Genomic DNA, 25,835 nt, shown 5'->3' on the forward strand with positions numbered 1-25,835 from the left:
TCTCTCCTAACGGTAGCTACTGTCCGCCTGCCGATCGCGGGCTAACTCGCCTTCCAAACGATCACCATTACCCAGCAAACGAATCTTGTCGTAGAGCAGTTCACTACGGGTCTCGGCGTGATAACTCAGCACCCGACTTTCGACAATGGAATCCACCGGGCAAGACTCCTCGCAGAGTCCGCAAAAGATACACTTGCTCAGATCGATGTCATAGCGGCTGGTGCGGCGCGTCCCGTCGCTACGCTCCTCGCTCTCGATGGTAATGGCCAGCGCAGGACAAACGGCCTCGCAGAGTTTGCAGGCAATGCAGCGCTCTTCCCCATTCTCATAGCGGCGCAGGGCATGCAGACCGCGAAAACGCGGCGACTGCGGTGTCGTTTCCTCGGGATACTGCACGGTAAACTTGCGCGCGAAAAAATAGCGTCCAGTGAGCCGCATACCGCGCAGCATTTCGAGCAGGAAAAAAGACTGGAACCAGCGTTTGACAGGATTGGCCATGACAATCTCCTCAGCGCAGGATAGCCCGCAACGGGGTCTCGAGGGCAATACCTACTACCACGATCCAAGCGATGGTAATGGGAATGAAGACCTTCCAGCCCAAACGCATGATCTGGTCATAGCGATAGCGCGGGAAAGTGGCGCGGATCCAGAGGAAGACATAGAGCAGGAAGGCGGTCTTCAACAAGAGCCAGATGAGGCCCGGCACCCAGGTGAAAGGCGCGACATTGAAGGGCGGATACCAGCCCCCGAGGAAAAGCACGGTGGTCAGGATCGAGATAAAGATCATATTGGCATATTCGGCCAGGAAGAACAGCGCAAAGCCCATCCCCGAATATTCCACATGAAACCCGGCAACGATCTCCGACTCGCCCTCCGCCACGTCGAAGGGGGCGCGGTTGGTTTCGGCCACGCCAGAGATGAAATACACCAGAAAAAAAGGAAAGAGCGGCAACCAGTACCACGACCAGAAGCCTCCACCTGCCTGCGCCTCGACGATCTTGCTCAGATTCAGTGTCTGCGCCAGCATCAACACGCCCACCAGGGCAAAGCCCATGGCAATTTCGTAGGCCACCAACTGCGCAGCTGCGCGCATCGCCCCCAAAAATGCATATTTGGAGTTCGAGGCCCAGCCGGCAATGATGATCCCGTACACCCCCAGACCGGCTATGGCCAGGACGTAGAGTAGCCCCGCGTTCATGTTGCTGATGGCCACACCTGGACCGAAGGGGACCGCCGCCCAGACCAGCATGGCGGGAACGAAAGCCAAGACCGGCGCCGCCAGAAAGAGAAAGCGGTTGGCGGTACTGGGAATCAGAACTTCCTTGAACAGCAGCTTCAGGGCGTCGGCAATCGGCTGCAGCATACCGCGAAAACCAACGCGATTCGGCCCGAGGCGAATCTGGATGTAGCCGATCACCTTGCGTTCGGCCAGGGTCAGATAGGCGACGCCGAGCAAAAGAGGGATTAGGACGATGATGATTTTGATCAAGGCCCAAACGGGTGGCCACCAGGCCGCATTGACGAGATCGTGCATCCTTCCTCCCTACGCCCGCACCCGAATACTCGGCATCTGTACCCGCAGAGTCGTCCCGACTCCTCCCAACGCCTGCGTCTCGGGATGACCAAGATCGAGCCAGACGGCGCCGTGGGGAATTCCGGCATCGAGAACGAAGGGCAACTGCACCTGCGCGCCATTGCGCGCCAGCAATTCTACCGCGCCACCGCTGATTCCCAGTTCGGCAACCGTATCCGGGTGCAAGCGACAAACCGGCTCCTGCTCCAGGGGCTGGGCACGTCGGACGAGCAGGTCCTGCTGATAGATACGCCAGTCGCCCAGCAATTGGAGCCCCTCGGCGCCTTCTTGCTGACGTGCGGCAATCTCTGGCATTACCCCAAAACCCGGGACATCGAGGGGAAAATCCCCCAGCTGTTTCTGCCAAGTATCCTGCAGCGCTTCGAGATCATCGAAATCGAGGCCAGCCAGTTCCAGATGATCGGCCAGCACACGTAGGATTTTCCAGCCGGGGCGCGACTCTCCTGCCGGCCGCACCGCCGCACGATACTGTTGCAAGCGCCCTTCGTTATTGAAAAAGCTGCCACTACTTTCCGCCCAGCTCGCCAGAGGTAGAACGATATCGGCATAGGACTCAGCGGCGCCCAGAAAGCTGCTGATACTGATGACCGCATCGGCAGCATCGAGAGCTGCGCGGACCCCGGGCGCATCCATGGAATCCGCCTCAGGCTCGACACCATAGAGCAGGAACGCCTTTTTCTCGTCCCAGATCTGCGGCGCATCCTCGACCTGCACGCCTCCCGGTTTACGTCCGGGTACACAGCCGAGTAGCCAAGCACCAGCGCTATTGGCGGACTCCGCCAGCCAGGAGACGCGAGCGGCAGTCTGTTGCGCGATTTCAGCGATAACGGCCAGCAGCTCCGCTGCCCGGGGCTGCTGCAAGAGACCGCTACCCAACAGAAACAGCGGCTTATCGGCTGCCCGCACAGTATCTGCCAAATCCGCCAAGGCAGGATTCGATGCTGGCGTCCCATCGCGCAAAAGCGCCAAGAGCTCCTCATAGACCGCCAGATCGGCTCCCGCTGCCGCGCGGATCTGCCGCAAAGGAAAATTGAACTCCCGTTCGGTGCTATCCAGCGCCCAGATCTGCGCCCCCGCCAGGGCCGCCTTGCGCAGACGGTGGTTGGTCAGCGGTTGCCGCTCCCGCGGGTAGGCATGACAGAGAATAATGTTTCGCTCTGTCTCCAACTGTTCCAGGCTCATGTTCAGGGCCGGATATAAGGGCATGGCCGGGTCGGCACGGAAGTCCGTCTGCCGCAGGCGATGCTCGATAGCACGCACCCCGAGGCCCCGTAACAGGGCCTGGAAGAGATAGAGCTCCTCGTTGCTGGCCGCCGGCGAGATGATTCCGGCCACGACGTCGGGTCCCGCACGGCCGATGGTCTTTTGCAAGGCTGTCGCCGCCGCCTCCAGGGCATCGGCCCAGGACACTGGCTGTAAAGAACCGTTGATACGCAAGAGAGGAGTCTGCACGCGATCGGCTGCCTGCAATCCGGCATAGGCAAAGCGGCCCTTGTCGCAGAGCCATTCTTCGTTGACCGCCTCGTTGACCCGCGGCTTGACCCGCAACACTTCCTTGCCAAGGCTTTGCACATCGGTATTGCAACCCGTCGAGCAATGCGGACAGAGACTCTGGCTGTGCTTGAGCTCCCAGGAGCGGGCCTTGTAGCGGAAGGGCTTGCTGGTCAAGGCACCGACGGGACAAAGATCGATCATGTTACCGGACAGCTCGGAACGTACCGCCTTGGCAACATAGGTACCAATGGCCATCTTCTCGCCTCGTCCGGTGGCGCCCAGTTCACTGATACCGCCAATCTCGGTGCCAAAGCGAACGCAACGAGTGCATTGGATACAGCGCGTCATCTCGGTGGCAATCAGTGGTCCGATGTCCTTGTCTTCTACTACCCGCTTTTCTTCGGTGTAGAGGCTGTGCGGATTCGCATAGCCCATGGTGATGTCCTGCAACGGACATTCGCCGCCCTGGTCACAGATCGGGCAATCCAGGGGATGATTGATGAGCAGGAATTCGAGCACGCCCTGTTGCGCCATCTTCGCCCGTTTCGAGCGGGTGGAAACCTTCATTCCATCGCTCGCCGGGGTGGCGCAGGCGGGCAGGGGCTTGGCCTGCTTTTCGACATCCACCAGACACATACGGCAGTTGGCTGCCACTGACAGCTTGGGGTGGTAGCAAAAGAAGGGGATGTAGATACCGAGCTGCTCGGCGGCCTCCATCAATGTGGTGCCGGCAGCCACCTCGATCTCCTGCCCGTCAATCTCGATGCGTGGCATCAGGCAACTCTCCGTGCGGCATCGGCACCGACCAGGCAGGTCTTGTGCCGGACATGGTGCAGGTATTCATCCGGGAACAGACGCAGGGAGCTGGTCACCGGGGCCACCCCGCCGTCGGCCAGCGCACAGATCGTGCGCCCCTCGATGCGCGACCCAACATTCTGCAACAACTCCAGATCAGAGTCGCGACCCTGTCCGTTCTCGATCCGGTGCATGACCCGCCACAGCCAGCCCATGCCCTCGCGGCAGGGGGTACATTGGCCGCAGGATTCGTGCATGTAGAAGCGAGCGATGCGCTCCACTACCTTGACGATGCAAACACTGTCATCGATGATGATCACCGAGCCTGCACCCAGGGCCGAACCGGCCTTGGAGATGCTGTCGTAGTCCATGGTCACTTCCATCATCTGCGCGCCGGCCACCATGGCGGTACTGGTACCACCGGGGATCACCGCCTTGAGCTTCCGTCCCGGACGCAATCCGCCAGCCATTTCCAGCAATTCGGCAAAGGGGGTACCCATGGGTACCTCGAAGTTTCCCGGTCGTTGCACATGCCCGGTCACCGAGAAGATTTTCGTTCCCCCATTGTTGGGTTTGCCCAGATCGAGGAACCACTGTCCGCCACGTGTGATAATGTCAGGCACCGAGGCGAAGGTCTCGACATTGTTGATGGTAGTCGGCTGGCCATACAGGCCATAGCTCGCCGGGAAAGGGGGTTTGAAACGCGGTTGCCCCTTTTTCCCTTCCAGGGCCTCCATCAGGGCAGTTTCCTCACCACAGATATAGGCCCCCGCACCACGGTATACGTAAAGATCAAAAGAAAAATCGGTTCCCAGGATTTTTTCGCCGAGCAGACCAGCAGCATAGGCCTCGGCCAGGGCCGCCTCGACAATACGGATGGGTTCGATGAACTCCCCGCGAATGAAGATATACCCGGCCCGCGCACCCATGGCGTAGGCGCCGATGATCATCCCCTCGATGAGCCGGTGCGGCTCATAACGCATGATATCCCGATCCTTGCAGGTGCCAGGTTCCCCCTCATCGGCATTGCAGAGCAGATACTTCCTGCCAGTAACTCCCTTCGGCATGAAGCTCCACTTCAGTCCCGTCGGAAAACCTGCACCACCGCGACCACGCAGGGCCGAGGTCTTCATTTCGTTGATGATCTGCTCGGGCGTCATCCCCTCCAGCAAGACCTTGCGCAGGGCCTGATAGCCACCAGTGTCCTGATACACCTGCAAACGATGGGAATCCGGCAGACCGCGGTTACGCAGGGTAACACCATTCACATACGTTTCCGTCGTCATTGCTCCGCCTCCTTGCGCAATTGCGCGATCAGCTCATCGAGTTTCTGCGGCGTGAGATCTTCGATATAGCGATCTCCTAATTGCATCATCGGCGCATCTTTACAGGCCCCCAGGCACTCCACTTCTTTGATGGTGAAGAGACCATCGGCAGTCGTCTCGCCAATGCCAATGCCCAGGCGCTCCTGCAAATGGGCGAGGATCTCATCAGAGCCATTGAGAAAGCAGGACACGCTGCCGCAGACACAGAACTGGTGTCTACCGACGGGCTGCAAGTCATACATCGTATAAAAAGTAGCCACCTCGAAGGCCTGGATCGCTGGTACGCCAAGGATGGCCGCCACATGCTCGATCAGGGGCTCGGGCAGATAGCCATGCTCCTCTTGCGCAATGCGCAAGGCCGCGAGGAGCGCCGAGCGCGCCTGCTCCGGGGGATACTTGCTGCGCTCCGCCGCAATGGCATCGAGGGAGCTTTGCGACAGCCATTCGCTCATCGGTCGATCTCCCCAAACACAATATCCATGGTCGCCAGAATCGCTACCACGTCGGCAATCATGTGCCCCTTGGCCATCTCGTCCATGGCGGCAAGGTGGGAAAAGCCCGGCGCCCGGATCTTCATGCGATAGGGCTTATTGGCTCCATCGGAAAGCAGGTAAATACCAAACTCCCCCTTCGGGGCCTCGACTGCGGCGTAGATCTCGCCAGCCGGCACAATCATGCCCTCGGAAAAGAGTTTGAAGTGATGGATCAAGGCCTCCATGCTGGTCTTCATTTCTTCCCGTGGGGGCGGCGCAACTTTGTAATCGTCAACCATGACCGGGCCGGGATTTTTTCGCAACCAGTCGACGCATTGCGCAATGATCTTGTTACTTTCGCGCATTTCGGCCACGCGCACCAGGTAGCGATCATAACAGTCGCCTTCCTTGCCCAGCGGGATCTCGAAATCCAGATCGGCATAGGCCGCATAGGGCTGGGTACGGCGCAAATCCCAGGCGACCCCGGAGGCGCGCAACATCGGCCCGGTGAAACCCAGGGCAATGGCCCGCTCCGGCGCGACCACACCAATTCCCACGGTGCGCTGCTTCCAGATGCGATTGTCGGTAAGCAGGGTTTCGTATTCGTCGACATAGCCAGGGAAACGGCGGGTAAAGTCCTCGATGAAATCGAGGACAGAACCGCCACGGTTGGCATTGAGCTCCTCCAGCCGCTTCGCATCGCGGTAAGGAGACGCTTCATATTGCGGCATCTGCGCGGGAAGATCGCGGTACACGCCACCGGGCCGGTAGTACGCAGCATGCATGCGTGCCCCCGAGACCGCCTCGTAGACATCCATGAGATCTTCGCGCTCACGGAAGCAATAGAGAAATACCGACATGGCTCCGACATCGAGGGCATAGGCGCCGAGCCACAGCAGATGATTGAGTACCCGCGTGATTTCGTCGAACAGGGTACGGATATACTGGGCACGTTGGGGAATCTCGATCCCCAGCAGCCCCTCGACGGCGCGACAGTAGGCGTGCTCGTTGCACATCATCGATACATAGTCGAGCCGGTCCATGTACGGTAGGTTCTGCAGGAAGGTCTTGTGCTCGGCGAGCTTCTCCGTGGCGCGGTGCAGAAGGCCAATATGCGGATCGGCGCGCTCGATCACCTCACCATCGAGCTCCAGCACCAGCCGCAGCACGCCATGGGCAGAGGGATGCTGCGGCCCAAAGTTCATGGTGAAGTTACTAATTTCTGGCATCGTATCGCCCCTCTTCGTCACTGCGCACGATGCGCGGCACGACCACCCGCTCCTCGGTACGGGTGGGCTCGTAAATTACCCGCCGCTGATCTGGGTCGTAGCGCATCTCAACGGTTCCTACCAGAGGAAAATCCTTGCGGAAGGGATAGCCAACAAAGCCGTAATCGGTGAGAATTCGCCGCAGATCGGGATGCCCCTCAAAGAGAAAACCAAAGAGATCGAAGGTCTCCCGCTCAAACCAATTGGCCGCCGGCCAGATCGCATTCACCGAGGCGATGATCGGAAGATCTTCGTCGAGAAACACGCGCAGGCGCAGACGCTGCCGACTCTGAATACCGAGCAGATGGTAGACGGCGGCGAAACGCTCGCCCTCCCAGGTACCATCACCGTACTCGGCATAGTCCACTCCACAAATGTCGATCAACTGATCAAAACCCGCCTCATCGCGTAACCAGGTGCAGCTGGCAAGAAAGTCGTCACACGCGAGTTCCAGGGTCAGCTCGCCGCGGGCAATCTGCCGACGGCGTATCCGCTGCCCGAGCCCAGCCTCGATCTGCTGGGATACCATTTCCAGATCGTCCATTTTTGCGTTACCGGGCTATTGTGTGCGTACGGCGGATCTTCTTCTGCAGCTGGATCAGCCCAAAAAGAAGTGCTTCGGCGGTGGGTGGACAGCCTGGGACGTAGACATCCACCGGTACGATCCGGTCGCAACCGCGCACGACACTGTAAGAGTAGTGATAATACCCGCCACCATTGGCACAAGAGCCCATGGATACCACCCAGCGCGGCTCGGCCATCTGGTCGTAGACCTTGCGCAAGGCCGGGGCCATTTTATTGACCAGGGTACCGGCAACGATCATGACGTCGGATTGCCTCGGGCTGGGACGAAAAATGATGCCAAAGCGATCGAGATCGTAGCGCGCGGCACCCGCGTGCATCATCTCCACGGCACAACAGGCAAGGCCAAAGGTCATTGGCCATAAAGACCCGGTACGACTCCAGTTGACCACCGTATCGATACTGGTGGTGACGAAACCCTTTTCGAGAACCCCTTCTATTCCCATTCCAGAGCCCCCTTCTTCCATTCATAGATGAAGCCGACCACCAGAATGGCGAGAAACACCATCATGGCGAGGAACCCGGTCATGCCGACGGAGTCAAAGACGACGGCCCAGGGAAACAAAAATGCGATTTCGAGGTCGAACAGGATGAACAGAATCGCCACCAGATAGTAACGCACATCGAACTTGACGCGGGCGTCCTCGAAGGCCTCGAATCCACACTCATAGGGAGACAGCTTTTCGCTGTCGGGCCGATTAGGACCGAGCTTGCTGCCCAGAATCAAGGGCACGATGCCAACCACCAAGGCGATCAGCAGAAATATCAGCACAGGCAAATAATGTCCGAGCACCCGGCCCCTCCGTCAAAGTCATTACGCACCCATCAGGGTCGCCATAAAAAACTTTTTTTCTATATAATCAAATCTCTGCAAATCTACAGAGACAAAAAAACAGCCACGCGGGCTGTAATTTGGTGCCGAAGACCGGACTCGAACCGGTATGGCTTGCGCCGCCGCCCCCTCAAGACGGTGTGTCTACCAATTTCACCACTTCGGCAAGTGAATCAAAACTTTCTCATGCCCCGCCCAGGACGTCAAGGCTTGCCTGGAGAGGAATTCCCGGTGGCCACGCTCTTTCCGGACACAGCGGATTTTGCCGAGGCGGAAACTGGACTCCCGCTGCTCGCCACGCCTGCAGCTACAGATGCGGTCGACGCCGTTGCCGGTGCGGCAGCAGAGGGCGCTGCCGTCGAGCTTGGCAGCGCAATACCCGTCCCCATCTGGTGTGCCTCATGTTCTGACAGATAGGCCAACGCCAGGCTGTTGAGAAAGAAAATCGCGGCAAGAATTGCAGTGACGTGGCTGAGAAAGTTGCCCGCCCCCGCAGCACCAAAAACGGTCTGCGAACCACCACCGCCAAAGACTGCGCCAATATCCGCGCCCTGTCCTTTCTGAATCAGTACCAGACCTACCAGCACGACACAAATCAGTACCTGAAAAATCAATAACGCCGTATACATGCTCAAATACCTCGGGCTACCGCATGGGCGGCCTGACAGATCTGCAAAAACTCGACTGCCTGCAATGAGGCTCCACCGACCAGACCACCATCAATATCCGGCTGGGAAAACAGGACCTGGGCGTTGCCGGCCTTGACACTACCGCCATAGAGAATGAGGATTTTGCGGGCAATATCGGGATTCTTTGCAGCGACCAGGCCACGCACAAAGGCATGCACTTCCTGCGCCTGCTCTGGGCTGGCCGTCTTGCCGGTACCGATGGCCCAGACTGGCTCATATGCAAGGACCATGTTGGCCTGCTGTCCGCTACTGCCCAAGGCCGGGAGAACGGCATCTATCTGACGCCGCAACACCTGTTCCGTTTGGCCCTGCACCCTTTCCTGCTCGGTTTCACCGATACAGACCATGGGAATCAGACCAGACAGGAGGGCGGCCTTCACTTTTTTCAGGACGATTTCATCCGACTCCTGAAAAATCTGACGGCGCTCCGAGTGTCCAACCAGAACATAACGACAGCCATGATCGCGCAGCATCGGTCCCGAGATCTCACCCGTATAGGCACCGTGCGCTTCCCAAAAGAGATTTTGTCCGCCCCAACGCAAGGAACTGCCCTTGGCCAACTGATGCACCGTCGGCAATAGCGTGAAGGGCGGAAATACCACAACCTCCGGCGAGGCTGGCGCCAGACCCGCATCGAGAATGGCTTGGGTGAGGTGCTCGGCATCCGCATTCAAGCCATTCATCTTCCAATTGCCCGCTACCATGATCGACCGCACGTCGCCTTTCCTCACATTTGTCATCAATTGCTAATAGGACGGGCAGTGTAAAGAGTCCGCTGACGAGGGTCAATTTACCCTGTTCGCACGCTCTAGACCGCCACAGATTCGGTCACACCGGCGGCCACTTGCGCCCGCAACTCCTCAGCGACCTTTTGCGCCAGCCCACAGTCAACCGCCTCTACCATGATACGCAACAGTGGTTCGGTACCCGAGGCACGCACCAGAAGTCGCCCGCGTCCGGCGAGCTGTGCCTCCGCTGCCTGCAGCAATTGCTGCACATCGGGGCGGTCCAAGTGCTGGCGCGCGTCTGGCAGGCGCAAATTGAGCAAAACCTGCGGATACAGTTTCAGACCAGCGGCCAGCTCATGCAGACTCCTGCCTTTCTGCTGCAAAAAGGCAAGCACCTGCAACGCCGCAAGAATGGCATCGCCCGTGGTATTTGCGGGAGTGATGAGGTGACCGGAATTCTCCCCACCCAAGGGATAGCCCAGACGGCGCATCGTCTCCAGCACATATCGGTCTCCCACAGCGCTGCGCACGAAAGGCACTCCCTGCTCTGTCAGCGCCTTTTCCAAGGCGAGATTGCTCATCACCGTACCGACGACCCCTGGCAAGGCGCCCCGTTCCCGGAAGGCCTGCGCCAGCAGCCACAGGACGGCATCGCCATCCCAGGTATTACCTCGCGCATCCACGAGCAGGACGCGATCGCCATCGCCATCCAGGGCGATCCCCAGATCGGCCTGTCGCTCGCGCACTGCAGCAATGAGCGCCTGCGGCGCCGTCGAACCGACCCCATCATTGATATTGACACCGTTGGGTCGCGCTCCGATGCTCTCCACCTGCGCACCCAGCTCGCTGAACACCATGGGCGCGACCTTATAGCCGGCACCGTGGGCGGCATCGACAACGATCCGCACGCCGCGCAGATCGGCGGACGCCGGAAAGGTCGTCTTGCAGTATTCGACATAGCGACCGGCGGCATCCTCCACGCGGCGTGCCTTCCCCAAAGAGTCTGCAGCAGCACAGCGCATGGGTCCTTCCAGCTCGGCCTCAATGGCTTCCTCCACCGTATCCGGGAGCTTGTAGCCATCGCCAGAGAAAAACTTGATGCCGTTATCTTCGTAAGGGTTGTGCGAAGCGCTGATGACGATGCCGGCATGGGCCCGCAGGGTACGCGTCAGGTAAGCGATGGCGGGCGTCGGCAGCGGGCCAACCAACAATACATCGACGCCTGCCGCCGCCAGCCCGGATTCCAGGGCCGATTCGAGGAGGTAGCCAGAAAGGCGGGTGTCTTTACCAATCAGCACCTGCGGCCTGCCGGCTACCCCCCTGGTGAGCACCCTACCCGCAGCCCAGCCGAGCTGCAGGATCCAATCCGCACGCATGGGCATTTCTCCCACCCGACCGCGCACGCCGTCGGTTCCGAAAAATTTTCTGGCCATATTCGCTTTATCCTGTCGCTTCCATCGCTTCCCAAATGTTGAGTGCCTGCCGCGTAGCGGCAACATCGTGCACCCGATAGATCGCGCTGCGACACCGCTGTCGGGTCCAGAGGAGGGCCGCCACACTCGCTACCACACGCTCACCGGGGTTTTCCACGCCGGCAATCTCCCCCAAAAACCTTTTGCGCGACACGCCGAGCAGAATGGGGTGCCCAAGCGTCGCCAAGCGGTCGAGATGCCGCAGCAGGCGAATATTATCAGCCTGTTCCTTGGCAAAACCGATGCCCGGATCGAGCACGATGGACTCCGCGCGGATACCCGCCTGCAGGCACGCATCGCGCCGCTGGGCAAGATAGTCATGTACCTCGGTAAGCACATTTTCGTAGGCGGTGAGGGTCTGCATGGTAGCTGGAGTTCCACGCATATGCATCAGGCAAACATCAAGCCCTAATTCTGCCACCGTCGCCAGCGCATCGGGATCAAAGCTCAGGGCACTGACATCGTTGATGAGGCTAGCTCCGTACGCATGGGCGGCACGCATCACCGCTGCCTTACGGGTATCCACAGAAATGGGTAGGGGAATCTCGGCGCGGATCGCCTCCAAGGCGGGCAGGAGGCGTTCGAGTTCCTCCTCTACCGAAACTTCCATCGCTCCCGGCCGCGTCGACTCCGCACCGAGATCAAGGATGTCCGCCCCCTCCGCCCACAAACGACGTGCATGAGCCAAGGCCGCAGTCACCGAGACATAGCGACCACCATCAGAAAAAGAGTCTGGGGTCAGGTTGATGATCCCCATGATACAAGAACGCCCCTGCAGCCAGGGGCGTCTTTGCTGCAGCACAGCAGAACTCAAACGGGGTGTTCCCCGGGGTTAAGCTTGGGCAGGTTATTGGGAACCTGCTCAGAATTGCCGACGCCGCTGTTACCACTGACCGCTGGTGTGCCGGGGTTGTTGTCCTGCGGCGGACGCGGATCGCGCCCAGCCATGAGGTCGTTGACCTGGCCGGCATCCAAGGTCTCGAACTTGAGCAACGCATGGGCCATACGCTCGACAATGTCGCGGTTATCTTCGATGAGCTTGCGCGCCACCTGATAGCGTTCCTGAATGATCCCCCGTACCTCTTCGTCCACCGTCTGCGCAGTGCGCTCGGACACGCTGCTGTGTTTGGTGACTTCACGCCCGAGAAACATCTCTTCCTCTTTCTCGCCAATCACCATGGGTCCGATGGTGGACATGCCCCACTGCGTAACCATCTTGCGCGCCAGATCCGTGGCTCGCTCGATGTCATTGCCCGCGCCAGTGGTCATCTGATTGAGGAATACCTCTTCGGCAATCCGCCCACCCATAAGGATAGAGATGTTGTGCAGGATCTCCTGGCGCTCGTAGTTGAAGCGATCCTCGGTCGGCAACTGCATGGTTAGCCCCAAGGCACGGCCACGTGGGATGATGGTGACTTTGTGCACCGGATCAGTACCCGGCAGCAGTTTGGCAACCACCGCATGGCCCGACTCATGATAGGCCGTGGTCTCCCGCTGCTTGTCGCTCATCACCACCGACTTGCGCTCGGCACCCATCATCACCTTGTCCTTGGCGTCCTCGAAGTCGTGCATATCGACCAAGCGCTTGCTCTTGCGCGCCGCCATGAGGGCCGCCTCGTTGACGAGGTTGGCGAGGTCAGCACCGGAGAAGCCCGGTGTGCCGCGCGAGATGACTCTGGCGTCCACATCTGGCGCCAAAGGCACCTTGCGCATGTGTACTTGCAAAATTTGCTCGCGACCGCGAATGTCTGGAAGCGGAACCGTTACTTGCCGGTCAAAACGGCCAGGACGCAACAAGGCAGGATCGAGCACGTCCGGACGGTTGGTAGCGGCGATGACGATGATCCCTTCCGTACCCTCGAAACCGTCCATTTCCACCAACATCTGATTGAGGGTCTGCTCGCGTTCGTCGTTGCCACCGCCGAGACCGGCACCACGCTGGCGACCAACGGCGTCGATCTCGTCGATGAAGATGATGCAGGGGGCGTGCTTTTTCGCCTGCTCAAACATGTCGCGTACGCGCGAGGCTCCCACACCGACAAACATCTCAACAAAGTCCGATCCAGAGATCGAGAAGAAGGGCACCTTGGCCTCGCCGGCAATGGCGCGTGCGAGCAGGGTCTTGCCCGAACCAGGCGAACCCATGAGCAATACACCCTTGGGAATACGGCCACCAAGACGCTGGAACTTGGAGGGATCCCGCAGAAAATCTACGATTTCGGCCACCTCTTCCTTAGCCTCTTCCACACCGGCAACATCGGCAAAGGTGATCTTGTTGTTTTCCTCACTCAGCATGCGTGCCCGACTGCGACCAAAGCTCATGGCGCCCCGTCCACCAGCACCGCCGCCCCCCATCTGGCGCATGAAGAAGATCCACACACCGATAAGCAACAGCATCGGGAACCAGTTGATCAGCAAAGCCAACAGCAACGACTGGCCTTGCGGCGGCTTGACCGAGATCTTGACCCCGGCGGCCAGCAACTGCGGCACCAACTGGGTATCGTTGGGCGGGGTGTAGACACTGAATTGCTGCCCGGAACTGAGCGCACCGGTCAGATGGTTGCCGTCCATAGTCACATCGGCAACCTGCCCCTGCTTGACGCTATTGACAAAGGTCGAGAAGTTCATTGCCTGAGCTGGCGTCGAACTCGACGAATTGAGATTCTGGAAGACGAAAATGAGAATGACCCCAATCGCCACCCACAAGAGTACGTTTTTGAAAACGTTATTCATTTCCTCACCTCCCCCATCGGGAGTTTAGATCGGGTACAAAATACCCCAACATGTGCGATCTTAGACCTCTGCAGAAAAACTGACAATAGCGCACCCCGCGCATAGCGGATAACCCAGCATCATTGGGTACCGCCAACCGTGAGATCACGAATTTTCAATGTTGGCTGACCGACTCCCACCGGCACGCTCTGTCCGTCTTTCCCACAGGTCCCCACTCCTGGATCTAATTGGAGGTCGTTGCCAATCATTTCAACCCGCGTGAGCACATCCGGCCCGTTTCCAATCAGGGTCGCTCCTTTGACTGGACGCGTGATGCGGCCATTCTCGATCAGATACGCTTCCGAGGCCGAGAACACGAACTTGCCGCTGGTGATGTCGACCTGCCCACCGCCGAAGTTCACGGCATATAGCCCCTTCTTGACACTGGCGATAATTTCCTGCGGATCGTGCTGACCATTGCGCATGTAGGTATTAGTCATACGCGGTATAGGCAGATGCGCATAGGATTCACGCCGACCGTTACCGGTAGGGGCAACCCCCATAAGCCGGGCATTCAGACTGTCCTGCAGATACCCGCGCAGAATGCCGTCTTCAATCAGTACGGTACATTGGGTTGGATGCCCTTCATCATCAAGATTGAGACTTCCCCGCCGGCCGCTCAGGGTGCCATCGTCCACCACCGTGACCCCGGGCGCGGCTACCCGCTGCCCAACGCGACCAGAGAAAGCGCTAGTGCCTTTGCGGTTGAAATCCCCCTCCAGACCATGACCGATGGCCTCGTGCAGCAGAATACCCGGCCAACCAGGCCCGAGGACAACTTCCATACCGCCGGCCGGAGCGGCCTCCGCCTCGAGGTTGACCAGCGCCTGCCGCACTGCCTCACGGGCATACTCCTCGGCCACGTCGCTGGCAAGAAATGCGCGATAGTCGTGGCGTCCCCCTCCACCGGCGCTTCCCTGTTCCCGCCGACCATTCTCCTCGGCGATCACCGTGACGTTCAGTCGCACCAACGGTCGCAAATCGGCAGCCAGACTGCCATCCAGACGCGCCACCAATACCACCTCGTAGCGCGCGGCCAGACTGGCCATTACCTGCACCACACGCGGATCGGCTGCCCGTGCAGCCACTTCCAGACGCTCGAGAAGGGCGATTTTCTCGCGATTTTCGATGCTCGCCAGAGGATCGACGTTTGGATACAAATCCAGACCGCTGCGGGAGCGCCACTGCAGCGCCCGCTGCTCGCCCGGGTGATGAACGATGCTGCGCGCCGCTTCCGCTGCTCCCAGCAGTGCCTCCACCGCGATTTCATCGGAGTAGGCCAGACCCTGGCGTTCTCCCTGGATAGCACGCACCCCCACTCCTTGATGAATGCTGTGACTGCCCGATTTGACCACTCCTTCTTCCAGGCTGAAAGCCTCGCTACGGCTGTATTGAAAGTACAGATCCGCATCGTCAAGGGCGCGGCGGCGCAACTGCGTAAAGGTGCGCTCCAGTGCCGTCTCGTCGATTCCTGCGGGCTGCAGCAAATTTTCCCGGGCGAGATCGAGGGCGTTATTCGTCATGACGTGCTTCTCCGACTGAATGTTGCGAAAGAGTATGCGCCGGCCAGCGATATAGAACAAGTCTAAATTTTTTATGCAATTTCTGCACTGCCTATCCCCAGGTCATCCACAGCTTGTCAACACTATATATAGTGTTGACAATGGCACTGGGATAACTATATTTTGTGCTATCACCAAGGAGGAGCCCATGCCCAGCACTGCCACAGCCGTTGTCCCGGACCTGTCCGATTCCCGTCACCGCGTCATCCGCCGCAATGGAGCGGTGGTGCCCTTCGATGCCAGCAAAATTCAGGTCGCCATGACCAAAGCCTTCCTCGCGGTGCAAGGCACGGGCGGAGCCGCCAGTGCGCGTGTCCGGGAACAGGTAGCAAAACTCACGGAACAGGTGCTCGGCGCACTGGAGCGTCGGCAACCGGGCGGCGGCACCTTCCACATCGAAGATATCCAGGATCAGGTCGAATTGGCGCTGATGCGTGCCGGGGAGCATGAGGTGGCGCGCGCTTACGTTCTCTACCGGGAAGAGCGCGCACGGGAACGCGCTCGGCAGAAACAGCAGGAGCAGGAGCTATGCACGGAATTGCAGGTGCGTCAGGCCGATGGCAGCAGCCAGCCCCTCGATCGCGAGCGCTTGCGGGCCGTCATCGACGAAGCCTGTGCCGGTTTGGGTGCAGCGGTTTCCCCAGAACTGATCCTGCAATCCACTCTGAAAAATCTCTACGATGGAATCAGTGAGGCTGAACTCTATCAAGCTCCCATTCTTGCCAGCCGCATCCTGATCGAGCGCGACCCCGCCTATGCCTACGTGTCGGCGCGCCTGCTCCTCGACCGCATCCGTCGCGAGGTGGTCGGGCAGCCATGTACCCAGGCGCAGATGACAGAGCGTTACAGCGACTATTTTCGCGATTATCTAGCCACGGGTATCGAGCACGAACTCATCGACCCGCGTCTGGCGCAGTTCGACCTCGATCGCATCACCGCAGCGCTACGCCCAGAGCGTGACCTGAATTTTCAATATCTGGGCCTGCAGATCCTCTATGATCGCTATTTCCTGCACGTGCGCGAGCGGCGCATCGAATTGCCGCAGGCCTTCTGGATGCGCGTCGCAATGGGCCTCGCCATCGAGGAGATCGATCGCGAGGAGCAGGCCATCGCCTTCTATGAGGTACTTTCTCAATTCGATTTCGTCAGCTCCACTCCTACCCTATTCAATTCCGGTACGCTACGACCGCAGTTGTCGAGCTGCTTCCTCACCACCGTCGCCGATGATCTCGATGGCATCTACGAGTCGATCAAGGACAATGCCCTGCTCTCCAAGTATTCCGGTGGCCTTGGCAATGACTGGACGCGGGTACGCGCCCTGGGTTCTTACATCAAGGGCACCAACGGTAAGAGCCAAGGCGTGGTCCCCTTCCTCAAAGTAGTGAATGACACCGCGGTTGCCGTCAATCAGGGTGGTAAGCGCAAGGGTGCCGTCTGCGCCTATCTCGAAACCTGGCATCTGGACATCGAAGAATTTCTCGAGCTGCGCAAGAACACCGGCGATGATCGGCGCCGCACCCACGATATGAACACCGCCAACTGGATCCCTGACCTATTCATGGAACGGGTAGAGGCGGGCGCCGACTGGACGCTCTTCAGCCCCAACGACGTCCCCGAGCTCCATGATCTGACCGGCGCTGCCTTCCGCGCCCGTTACGAGGAATACGAAGAGCAGGCACTGGCGGGCAAGATCGAGCTCTACAAACGACTGCCGGCCGTGCAACTGTGGCGCAAGATGCTGACCATGCTCTTCGAGACCGGTCATCCGTGGATCACCTTCAAGGACCCCTGCAATCTGCGCAGCCCGCAGCAGCATGTAGGCGTGGTGCACAGCTCCAATCTCTGCACGGAAATCACCCTGAACACCAGCGACAAGGAAATCGCCGTCTGCAACCTGGGGTCGGTGAATCTTGTCGCGCATCTGCGTCAGCCGGCGGGGCAGGATCCGCTAGCCCTGAACCCTGACCTGAGCGCGGAGCAGATCCTCGCCGCCATCGATGGCGAAAAGTTGGCGCGCACCATCCGGGTGGCCATGCGCATGCTCGACAATGTCATAGACATCAACTACTACGCCCTCGGCAAGGCACGCAATAGTAATCTGCGTCACCGCCCCGTAGGACTGGGTTTGATGGGTTTCTCCGACGCCCTTCTCGCCCTGCGCATTCCCTATGCCTCGGATGCTGCGGTGCGCTTTGCGGATATCAGCCAGGAACTGATCAGCTACCATGCCATCGATGCCTCGGCCGACCTCGCCCGCGAGCGCGGTACCTACCAAAGTTTCGCAGGCTCCCTCTGGAGCCAGGGGGTGCTGCCCATCGACAGCATCGAGATTCTGGCGCAGAGCCGCAGTCAGGGGGTCGATCTCGACCGTAGCCAGCAGCTCGACTGGTCGGGCCTGCGCGAGAAGGTGCGCGGTGGCATGCGCAACAGCAACTGCCTGGCCATTGCTCCGACGGCGACGATCTCCAATATTGTTGGGGTCAGCCAGGGGATCGAGCCGATCTACCAGAACCTCTACGTCAAATCGAACCTTTCCGGCGAGTTCACCGTGGTCAATCAGTATTTGGTGGAGGACCTCAAGCGCCTGGATTTGTGGGATGAGGTGATGGTCAACGACCTCAAGTACTTCGATGGCTCGGTCGCGCCCATCGACCGCATCCCGGCTGCCCTGAAGCCCCTCTATGCCAATGCCTTCGAGACCGATCCCGACTGGTTGATCGAAGCAGGCGGCAGGCGGCAGAAGTGGCTGGATCAGTCGCAGAGCCTGAATCTGTATTTCGGTACGCCCTCGGGCAAGAAGATCGACGATACCTATCGCCTGGCTTGGCGGCGCGGTATCAAGACCACCTATTACCTGCGCTCTTTGGGAGCCACCGCGGCAGAAAAATCCACGGTGCAGACCGGTACCCTCAATGCGGTGCCCGGCAGCCTCAAGGCCTGCGCCATTGACGACCCCACCTGCGAGGCCTGCCAGTAAGGCAGCCGAAAACTGGAGAGACCGATGCTAGATTTTGCAGAAGAACAACCGCAGTCCATCACCCTGCCTGCTTACCACGAACAAGGTCAGGCCGGCGCCGATATTGGCATCCAGGCCAGCAGCTTTGCCCGTGTGCGCGCCGAAGACAAACGCATCATCAATGGCAAGGCCGATGTCAACCAATTGGTACCCTTCAAGTACCAGTGGGCCTGGGACAAGTATCTCGCGGCCTGCGCCAATCACTGGATGCCGCAAGAGGTCCAGATGGCCCGCGACATCGCCCTCTGGAAGGATCCCAAGGGCTTGACGGAGGACGAGCGCCGCATCGTCAAACGGAATCTCGGCTTTTTTGTGACCGCCGACAGTCTGGCAGCCAATAACATTGTGCTCGGTACCTACCGTCACATCACCGCGCCCGAGTGCCGCCAGTATCTGCTGCGCCAGGGCTTTGAAGAGGCCATTCATACCCACGCCTACCAGTACATCGTCGAATCCCTGGGGCTCGACGAAGGGGAGATCTTCAATATGTATCATGAAGTCCCCTCGGTACGCGCCAAGGATGATTTTCTCATCCCCTTCATCGAAGTCCTGGCGGACCCCAATTTCAAGACCGGTACGCCAGAAAATGACCAGCTGTTGCTGCGCTCCCTGATCGTTTTCGCCACTATCATGGAAGGCATGTTCTTCTATGTGGGGTTCAGTCAGATCCTGGCCATGGGGCGGCAGAACAAGATGGTCGGTGCCGCCGAACAGTACCAGTACATCCTGCGCGACGAATCGATGCACTGCAATTTCGGCATCGACATGATCAACCAGATCAAGATCGAAAATCCGCACCTGTGGACCGAGGAATTCCAGGAAGAGATCATCGCCCTGATTCATCAGGGTGTGGAACTCGAATGCGCCTACGCCGACGACACCATGCCGCGTGGCGTGCTCGGGCTGAATGCGCCAATGTTCAAGGACTATGTGCATTTCATTGGTAATCGCCGGCTCAGCCAGATCGGTCTCAAGCCGCAGTGGGAGGGGGTCAAAAACCCTTTCCCGTGGATGAGCGAGATGATGGATCTGAAGAAGGAAAAGAACTTCTTCGAGACCCGAGTCACCGAATATCAAACCGGTGGCGCCCTGAGCTGGGACTGATCTCTCGCCCGGAGGCCCCGCCGAAGATCTTGCAGAGGAGGGCCTGCGGGCGTTATCATTCTTATTCTTCGGTGACTGTAGCTCAGCAGGTAGAGCCCCGGATTGTGATTCCGGTTGTCGTGGGTTCGAGCCCCATCAGTCACCCCATACAAAGCAAGGGTCTGAACATAGGTTCAGGCCCTTTTCTTTGCTGAAGGAAGTCCCGATCCTCTGGTGCGATGCTGCTTCCAAAGAGTGGGCCGTGGAAGAACTCGCCATGCAGAGGCGGATCCTGTGGCTCGCGGAGTTTTTCCTTCGGACGCCTATCGAGTCCTTGTCCGCCGTGCGCCCCCTGAGTAGACTCAGCCTTTCTTACAAGCCAGGCGGGACGTTGATGCCGGAGCGCATACCCGATGATTGCGTGGGACTGGTAGAGTACCAGGACCTTCACATCACAGAAGATCTACTCTTGGAATGTGGCCGCAGTCTGCCCGGCTACACTCTGCGCTACGAGTGCTATGGTACGTTGAACAGCGCTCGCAGCAACGCCATTTTGATCTGTCACGCATTGTCTGGCGACCATCATGCTGCCGGTTACCATTCCCCAACAGACAAAAAACCAGGCTGGTGGGACAGCATGATCGGGCCCGGCAAACCTATCGACACGCGACATTTTTTTGTGGTGTGCAGTAATTTCATTGGCTCCTGCAAGGGCTCCACCGGACCGGCGAGCATCAATCCGGCAAGCAACGAGCCTTGGGGGATGGACTTTCCCATGGTTACCGTGTCGGACTGGGTTCGTACCCAGGTCACCCTCAGCGATCATCTCGGCATCGATTGCTGGGCGGCAATCGTTGGCGGAAGTCTGGGTGGCATGCAGGTCCTGCAGTGGGCCATCGATTACCCGGAGCGCTTGCGACATGCCCTGGTCATTGCTGCAGCGCCCAATCTGAGTGCGCAGAACATCGGTTTCAACGAGGTCTGTCGTCAGGCGATCATGACCGATCCCGATTTTCACGGCGGGCACTATTACCGCTACGAAAGCAAGCCACGCCACGGCCTTGCCCTGGCGCGGATGATCGGCCACATCACCTATCTCTCCGACGATGCCATGGGGCAGAAATTCGGTCGGGAAACACGGCTAGGCAAGACTCTTTCCTATGGCTTTGACATTGATTTCGAGGTCGAAAGCTACCTGCGCTATCAGGGATCCCGCTTCGTCGAGCACTTCGATGCCAACAGCTACCTCTACATCACCAAGGCACTCGACTACTTTGATCCCGCTGCCGCTTACGGAGGCAATCTCGCGGCAGCCCTCGCCAAGGTCCAAGCAAAATTTTTTGTCGCCAGCTTCAGCAGCGATTGGCGCTTTTCGCCCGAGCGATCGCGCGAGATCGTGCAGGCCCTATATACCGCCGGCGCGCATGTGAGCTATGCCGAAATTGAATCCCATCATGGGCATGACTCGTTTCTGCTACCGATTCCCCAGTACTTACGGGTCATGCGCTCTTATCTGGAGCGTATGGCAGAGGAGCTCGGCGTATGAGCCAGACATTGCGACACGACCTGCGGATCATTGCCGACTGGATTCGTCCCGGGAGTCGCGTGCTCGACCTGGGTTGCGGCGAAGGGGAATTGCTCTCTCATCTGCAGCAGCAAAAACAGGTCAAGGGTTACGGTATCGAACTGGACGATGAGCGGGTGGCGGCGGCCTTGCGGCGGGGCGTGCCGGTCCTGCAACAAGACCTGGATAGTGGCCTGCGGCAATTTGCTAGCGGTAGCGTGGATACGGTGGTTTTGTCGTTGACCCTGCAGGCGGTGCATTACCCACTCGATCTTCTGTTGGAAATGTTGCGGGTGGGCCGCGAGGGAATCGTTACCTTTCCCAACATGGGCCATTGGCGCGCGCGCTGGCAACTCGGGGTCGGCGGGCACATGCCCATGACCGACGTTTTGCCACATACGTGGTACGATACCCCTAACATCCACCTTTGTACCCTTCGCGACTTTGACGCCCTGTGCCACAAAAATCGCATCGAGGTGCGCGAGCGCGTAGTGTTGGACGATCGCCGTCGCAACACCGCGAGTAACCGCATTCTGCCCAATCTTCTCGGAGAAGTGGCACTCTATCGATGCGCCAAGGCGGACTGAGCGCACGCCGCTGGAGCCAGCCATGACCCTGGAATTGATCAGCTTTCCTCTATGCCCCTATGTGCAGCGCTCGGTCATCACCCTGCTGCATAAAGAGGTTCTCTTCACCCTGACCCATATCGACCTAGCCCACAAACCTGAGTGGTTTCTGGCCATCTCGCCTCTGGGTAAGGTTCCCTGCCTGCGTATCGATAACGATACCGTGCTCTTTGAATCACAGGTCATCAACGAGTATCTCGACGAGACTCTGCCGCCGCCATTGCATCCTGCGGACCCCCTGGAAAGGGCCCGGCACCGGGCGTGGATCGCCCTGGGGGGCGAGGCGCTGGGAGATCAGTTTCAGATGATGGTGGCGCAGGGAGAGGAACGCTTTACTGCGGCGCACCGGCAGCTCTTCGACAAACTGCAGCGACTGGAAACGGCAATGGGCGACGGACCTTTTTTCGCAGGAGAGCGCTTCAGCCTAGTCGACGCCGCCATCGCCCCGCTCTTCATGCGCATGGAAATCCTCCATGCCCTGCGACCATTGCCGAGCTGGGAAAGTCTCGGCAAACTACGGCGGTGGACCGCGCAACTCATGGAGTTGCCGGAAGTCGCCAGCTCGGTGCGGGCGGATTTTGCCAGCCTGCTGCGTAACTATTTGAGCGAGAAAGGCAGTTTACTGCTGCGTTCAATCTAATGGAGAGAGGGATGACCGATCACGACCTGCCGGAAAACGAGCAAGAGTCTACCACCACCCATTTTGGCTATCAGGAAGTTCCGGAGGCGGAAAAGGAAAAGCTGGTGCGCGGGGTGTTCAGCAGCGTTGCGAGCAGCTACGACCTGATGAACGATTTGATGTCGCTGGGGGTGCATCGGCTGTGGAAGCGCTACACGGTAGACCTGGCTCGGCCCCGCCCAGGGCAGCAGGTGCTGGATCTGGCCGGCGGCACCGGAGACCTGGCGGCGCTTCTCTATAAACGTCTACAGCCAAATGGTCGCATTGTCGTCTCCGACATCAACCCGGAGATGCTGGCGGTCGGCGAAAAGCGCCTCGCCGACAAAGGCATGCTCGCCGGCGTCGAATTCGTTGAGGCCAATGCCGAAGAGCTGCCCTTCCCCGACCAACAATTCGATCTCGTTACCCTGGCTTTCGGCATCCGCAATATGACCCATCCCGAACGCGCCCTGGCGGAGATCTACCGGGTACTCAAGGTTGGCGGCCGCGCCTTGATCCTCGAGTTTTCGCATCCGCGTTGGCCGGGCCTGCAGCAGATCTACGATCTTTACTCGTTCAATATCCTGCCAAAGATTGGCGAAATCGTCGCCAAGGACCGCGACAGTTATCAGTATCTGGTGGAATCCATACGCCGCTTTCCCGATCAGGACACCTTCCGCATGATGATGGAGGATGCCGGTTTTGCGCGGGTCGACGTGCATAATCTGTCCGGTGGCATCGTCGCCATCCACCGCGGTTTTCGTCTCGACTGATCCGGCCAGTGAAGGGGATTCATCCCCGGGCGTAAAATTTCCCACTTGAGCCGCACCCACCAGCGGGGCATGATGGCTGCAATTTTGGCAGAGGAGTGATGACATGACCCGGGTGCACAATCTTGGTTTTCCCCGCATCGGCCACAAGCGTGAGCTGAAGAAGGCCACCGAGGCCTATTGGTCTGGCGAAATCGACGGCGCCGAGCTGGAGGCACGAGGTGCGCAGCTGCGGGAGCGTCACTGGCGTATCCAGCAGACCTGCGGCGTCGATCTCGTCCCTGTGGGCGATTTCACTTTTTACGATCAAATGCTCGATATGAGCTGCACCCTGGGCGCCATCCCGCCGCGCTACGATTTTGCAGGTGGCGAAGTCGATCGTGACACCTTCTTTGCCATGGCGCGTGGGTCCAAGACGCAGCCGGCCATGGAAATGACCAAATGGTTTGATACCAATTACCATTACATCGTCCCCGAATTCCATGAGGATATGGAGTTCCGGCTGAGCAGCGAGCGGATTTTTGCCCAGGTGAAAGAGGCCCAGGCCTTGGGCGTGAAGGCCAAGCCGGTGCTGGTGGGTCCGCTGACCTACCTGTGGCTCGGGAAGGAAAAAGACTTGGACATCGCCCATGGCGAGGCTGGTCATCGCCACGATGAGGGCTGCGCTGGTCACGGCGAGGCGCCCCGCCACAGCGGCTTCGATCGCCTGAGTCTGTTGCCCAAAGTCCTGCCCGTATACGCCGAAATCCTTGCCAAGCTGGCCGCGGCTGGCGTCGAATGGGTGCAGATGGACGAGCCGGCACTGGTCCTTGATCTGCCGCAGGAGTGGCTGGACGCGCTGGACACGGCCTATGCACAGCTGACTCAGGGGAAGACACCCAAGATCCTGCTTGCCACCTACTTTGAGTCCGTCGCCGATCATGCCGCACGGCTCAAGGCCCTGCCCGTGGCGGGACTGCATCTGGATCTGCGGCGGACGCCAGCGCAACGCGACGTTTTCTTGCAGAACTACCCAGCCGACAAGATCCTCTCTCTGGGCGTTGTGGATGGACGGAACGTATGGCGAACCGATCTCGACGCCGCTCTGGAATTGTTGGCGCCAGCGCACAAAGCCCTTGGTGATCGTCTGTGGATCGCGCCTTCCTGCAGCCTGATGCACAGTCCGGTAGATCTGGCCCAGGAAACAGAACTGGATGACGAACTCAAATCCTGGCTGGCCTTCTCCGTGCAGAAGCTGGACGAGCTTTCGGTGCTCGCCCGCGCAATCGACAAGGGCGAGTCGGCGGTTGCCCAGGAACTGGAAGCGGCGCGCAAGGCCGTCGCCTCGCGCAAGAGTTCGCCACGCATCCACAACGCCGCCGTCAACGCCCGCCTGCAGGAGCTGGGCAACGATGATGGCCAACGCCACAGTCCCTTCCCGGCCCGTGCCCAGGCCCAGGCCGCGCGTTTCAAACTGCCTCCCTTCCCTACCACCACCATCGGCAGCTTTCCGCAGACACCGGAAATTCGTAAGGCACGACTGCAGAACCGCAAGGGTGAGCTGTCTGACGCCAAATACCACAAGATGATGGAGGCGGAGGTCGCCCTGGTCGTCAAGGAACAGGAGCGTCTAGGCCTGGACGTGCCGGTGCATGGTGAGCCCGAGCGCAACGACATGGTCGAATACTTTGGTGAGCAGCTCGCCGGCTTCGCCTTTACCCGTCACGGCTGGGTGCAGAGTTACGGCTCCCGCTATGTGAAGCCGCCACTCATCTTCGGGGATGTCTCGCGTCCGCACCCAATGACGGTGGAATGGGCCAAATACGCCCAGTCCCTCACCAGCAAGCCGATGAAAGGCATGCTCACCGGTCCGGTCACCATCCTGCAATGGTCCTTTGTGCGTGACGATCAACCGCGCGAGCGCACCGCGCTGCAGATCGCCCTGGCCATCCGTGATGAGGTCAAGGATCTGATCGATGCCGGTATCGGCATCATTCAGATCGACGAACCGGCCTACCGCGAAGGTCTGCCCCTCAAGCGCAAGGATTGGGACAAGTATCTGGGCTGGGCCTCGCGTGCCTTCCGCATCTCGGCGCAGATCGCCCCCGATGACGTGCAGATCCATACCCATATGTGCTACTCGGAGTTCAACGACATCCTGCCGGCCATCGCGGCGATGGACGCGGATGTGATCACCATCGAGACCTCCCGCTCACAGATGGAGCTGCTCGATGCCTTTGCCACCTTCAACTACCCCAACGAGATCGGGCCGGGCGTCTATGACATCCACTCTCCGCGGGTACCCAGTGTGGAAGAGATGGTGCAGCTCATGGAAAAGGCCGCCAAGGTGGTCCCTGCCGAGCGTCTTTGGGTCAACCCCGACTGCGGCCTGAAAACCCGCAAGTGGGCCGAGGTGACCCCAGCCCTGGAGAACATGGTCAAGGCCACCCAGGAAATTCGCCAGCGCCTGGCCTGAGCACAGAGGTTTTCCAAACCCAACAACCCCCGCCCTGCGGGGGTTTTTTATGGCTAGGGAACTAGCTTGCCCGCTGT

At 59.4% G+C, this 25,835-nt stretch carries 22 protein-coding genes and 2 tRNA genes; 8 read left to right on the plus strand and 16 right to left on the minus strand.

Translation table 11 applies throughout. The features are described from left to right. Window positions 1-6: 6 nt before the first annotated feature. The 16 genes from nuoI to tldD form a co-directional block, all read right to left on the minus strand. Window positions 7-498 carry an NADH-quinone oxidoreductase subunit NuoI gene (nuoI, locus tag ACQAYK_RS10155; RefSeq protein ID WP_215871624.1) on the minus strand — a complete coding sequence of 164 codons (492 nt, stop codon included), beginning with the start codon at window positions 496-498 and terminating at the stop codon, window positions 7-9. Between the two features lie 10 nt (window positions 499-508). Continuing rightward, window positions 509-1,534, minus strand: a complete 1,026-nt coding sequence (nuoH, locus tag ACQAYK_RS10160; RefSeq protein ID WP_215871625.1) for an NADH-quinone oxidoreductase subunit NuoH — start codon at window positions 1,532-1,534, stop codon at window positions 509-511. A gap of 9 nt (window positions 1,535-1,543) precedes the next feature. Continuing rightward, a complete protein-coding gene (gene nuoG / locus ACQAYK_RS10165; RefSeq protein WP_215871626.1) occupies window positions 1,544-3,862 on the minus strand; it encodes an NADH-quinone oxidoreductase subunit NuoG in 2,319 nt (772 codons plus the stop codon). After that, window positions 3,862-5,169, minus strand: a complete 1,308-nt coding sequence (nuoF, locus tag ACQAYK_RS10170; RefSeq protein ID WP_215871627.1) for an NADH-quinone oxidoreductase subunit NuoF — start codon at window positions 5,167-5,169, stop codon at window positions 3,862-3,864. The genes nuoG and nuoF overlap by 1 nt, the downstream gene beginning before the upstream one ends. Continuing rightward, a complete protein-coding gene (gene nuoE, locus ACQAYK_RS10175) occupies window positions 5,166-5,660 on the minus strand; it encodes an NADH-quinone oxidoreductase subunit NuoE (RefSeq protein WP_215871628.1) in 495 nt (164 codons plus the stop codon). The genes nuoF and nuoE overlap by 4 nt, the downstream gene beginning before the upstream one ends. Beyond that, window positions 5,657-6,910, minus strand: a complete 1,254-nt coding sequence (locus ACQAYK_RS10180; RefSeq protein ID WP_215871629.1) for an NADH-quinone oxidoreductase subunit D — start codon at window positions 6,908-6,910, stop codon at window positions 5,657-5,659. The genes nuoE and ACQAYK_RS10180 overlap by 4 nt, the downstream gene beginning before the upstream one ends. Beyond that, window positions 6,897-7,493 carry an NADH-quinone oxidoreductase subunit C gene (locus ACQAYK_RS10185; protein WP_215871630.1) on the minus strand — a complete coding sequence of 199 codons (597 nt, stop codon included), beginning with the start codon at window positions 7,491-7,493 and terminating at the stop codon, window positions 6,897-6,899. Before ACQAYK_RS10185 ends, ACQAYK_RS10180 begins: the two co-directional genes overlap by 14 nt. 7 nt (window positions 7,494-7,500) lie before the next feature. Beyond that, window positions 7,501-7,977: a NuoB/complex I 20 kDa subunit family protein gene (locus ACQAYK_RS10190; RefSeq protein WP_215871631.1), complete on the minus strand. Its 477-nt coding sequence runs from the start codon at window positions 7,975-7,977 to the stop codon at window positions 7,501-7,503. Further along, window positions 7,968-8,324 (minus strand): NADH-quinone oxidoreductase subunit A, encoded by a 357-nt coding sequence (locus tag ACQAYK_RS10195; protein WP_215871632.1) that lies wholly within the window; start codon window positions 8,322-8,324, stop codon window positions 7,968-7,970. Before ACQAYK_RS10195 ends, ACQAYK_RS10190 begins: the two co-directional genes overlap by 10 nt. Before the next feature lie 120 nt (window positions 8,325-8,444). Then, a tRNA-Leu gene (locus ACQAYK_RS10200) sits at window positions 8,445-8,529 on the minus strand. 37 nt (window positions 8,530-8,566) lie between these two features. Continuing rightward, the gene (secG, locus tag ACQAYK_RS10205; protein WP_215871633.1) at window positions 8,567-8,992 is read right to left on the minus strand and encodes a preprotein translocase subunit SecG; all 426 of its coding nucleotides are present in this window, start codon (window positions 8,990-8,992) and stop codon (window positions 8,567-8,569) included. A 2-nt stretch (window positions 8,993-8,994) separates the two neighbouring features. Further along, a complete protein-coding gene (gene tpiA, locus ACQAYK_RS10210) occupies window positions 8,995-9,792 on the minus strand; it encodes a triose-phosphate isomerase (protein ID WP_255789736.1) in 798 nt (265 codons plus the stop codon). 68 nt (window positions 9,793-9,860) lie between these two features. Beyond that, entirely contained in the window at window positions 9,861-11,213 is a 1,353-nt protein-coding gene (glmM, locus tag ACQAYK_RS10215) for a phosphoglucosamine mutase (RefSeq protein WP_215871635.1), read from the minus strand. A gap of 7 nt (window positions 11,214-11,220) precedes the next feature. Next, window positions 11,221-12,066 (minus strand): dihydropteroate synthase, encoded by an 846-nt coding sequence (gene folP, locus ACQAYK_RS10220; protein WP_319643712.1) that lies wholly within the window; start codon window positions 12,064-12,066, stop codon window positions 11,221-11,223. After that, window positions 12,063-13,985 carry an ATP-dependent zinc metalloprotease FtsH gene (ftsH, locus tag ACQAYK_RS10225; protein WP_215871636.1) on the minus strand — a complete coding sequence of 641 codons (1,923 nt, stop codon included), beginning with the start codon at window positions 13,983-13,985 and terminating at the stop codon, window positions 12,063-12,065. Before ftsH ends, folP begins: the two co-directional genes overlap by 4 nt. Before the next feature lie 119 nt (window positions 13,986-14,104). Next, entirely contained in the window at window positions 14,105-15,547 is a 1,443-nt protein-coding gene (tldD, locus tag ACQAYK_RS10230; RefSeq protein WP_215871637.1) for a metalloprotease TldD, read from the minus strand. Window positions 15,548-15,734: 187 nt separating this feature from the next. Between tldD and ACQAYK_RS10235 the strand changes: the two genes are divergently transcribed. From ACQAYK_RS10235 to metE, 8 genes are all read left to right on the plus strand, one after another. Beyond that, window positions 15,735-18,563, plus strand: coding sequence for a ribonucleoside-diphosphate reductase subunit alpha (locus ACQAYK_RS10235; protein WP_215885651.1), 2,829 nt, complete (start codon window positions 15,735-15,737; stop codon window positions 18,561-18,563). A 24-nt stretch (window positions 18,564-18,587) separates the two neighbouring features. Next, on the plus strand, window positions 18,588-19,706 hold the full coding sequence (locus ACQAYK_RS10240) for a ribonucleotide-diphosphate reductase subunit beta (RefSeq protein WP_215871639.1): 1,119 nt from the start codon (window positions 18,588-18,590) through the stop codon (window positions 19,704-19,706). 71 nt (window positions 19,707-19,777) lie between these two features. Next, window positions 19,778-19,853, plus strand: a tRNA-His gene (locus ACQAYK_RS10245). A gap of 94 nt (window positions 19,854-19,947) precedes the next feature. After that, entirely contained in the window at window positions 19,948-21,231 is a 1,284-nt protein-coding gene (gene metX / locus ACQAYK_RS10250; protein ID WP_215871640.1) for a homoserine O-succinyltransferase MetX, read from the plus strand. After that, window positions 21,228-21,836: a methionine biosynthesis protein MetW gene (gene metW, locus ACQAYK_RS10255; protein ID WP_215871641.1), complete on the plus strand. Its 609-nt coding sequence runs from the start codon at window positions 21,228-21,230 to the stop codon at window positions 21,834-21,836. Before metX ends, metW begins: the two co-directional genes overlap by 4 nt. Window positions 21,837-21,858: 22 nt before the next feature. Continuing rightward, on the plus strand, window positions 21,859-22,515 hold the full coding sequence (locus ACQAYK_RS10260; RefSeq protein WP_215871642.1) for a glutathione S-transferase family protein: 657 nt from the start codon (window positions 21,859-21,861) through the stop codon (window positions 22,513-22,515). An 11-nt stretch (window positions 22,516-22,526) separates the two neighbouring features. Continuing rightward, the gene (gene ubiE, locus ACQAYK_RS10265; protein ID WP_215871643.1) at window positions 22,527-23,306 is read left to right on the plus strand and encodes a bifunctional demethylmenaquinone methyltransferase/2-methoxy-6-polyprenyl-1,4-benzoquinol methylase UbiE; all 780 of its coding nucleotides are present in this window, start codon (window positions 22,527-22,529) and stop codon (window positions 23,304-23,306) included. Between the two features lie 103 nt (window positions 23,307-23,409). Continuing rightward, window positions 23,410-25,758 (plus strand): 5-methyltetrahydropteroyltriglutamate--homocysteine S-methyltransferase, encoded by a 2,349-nt coding sequence (gene metE, locus ACQAYK_RS10270; protein WP_215871644.1) that lies wholly within the window; start codon window positions 23,410-23,412, stop codon window positions 25,756-25,758. Window positions 25,759-25,835 lie beyond the last annotated feature (77 nt).

Origin of the sequence: Acidithiobacillus sp. AC3 (assembly GCF_050261095.1) — a bacterium.
GTDB classification, from domain to species: Bacteria; Pseudomonadota; Gammaproteobacteria; order Acidithiobacillales; family Acidithiobacillaceae; genus Igneacidithiobacillus; species Igneacidithiobacillus copahuensis.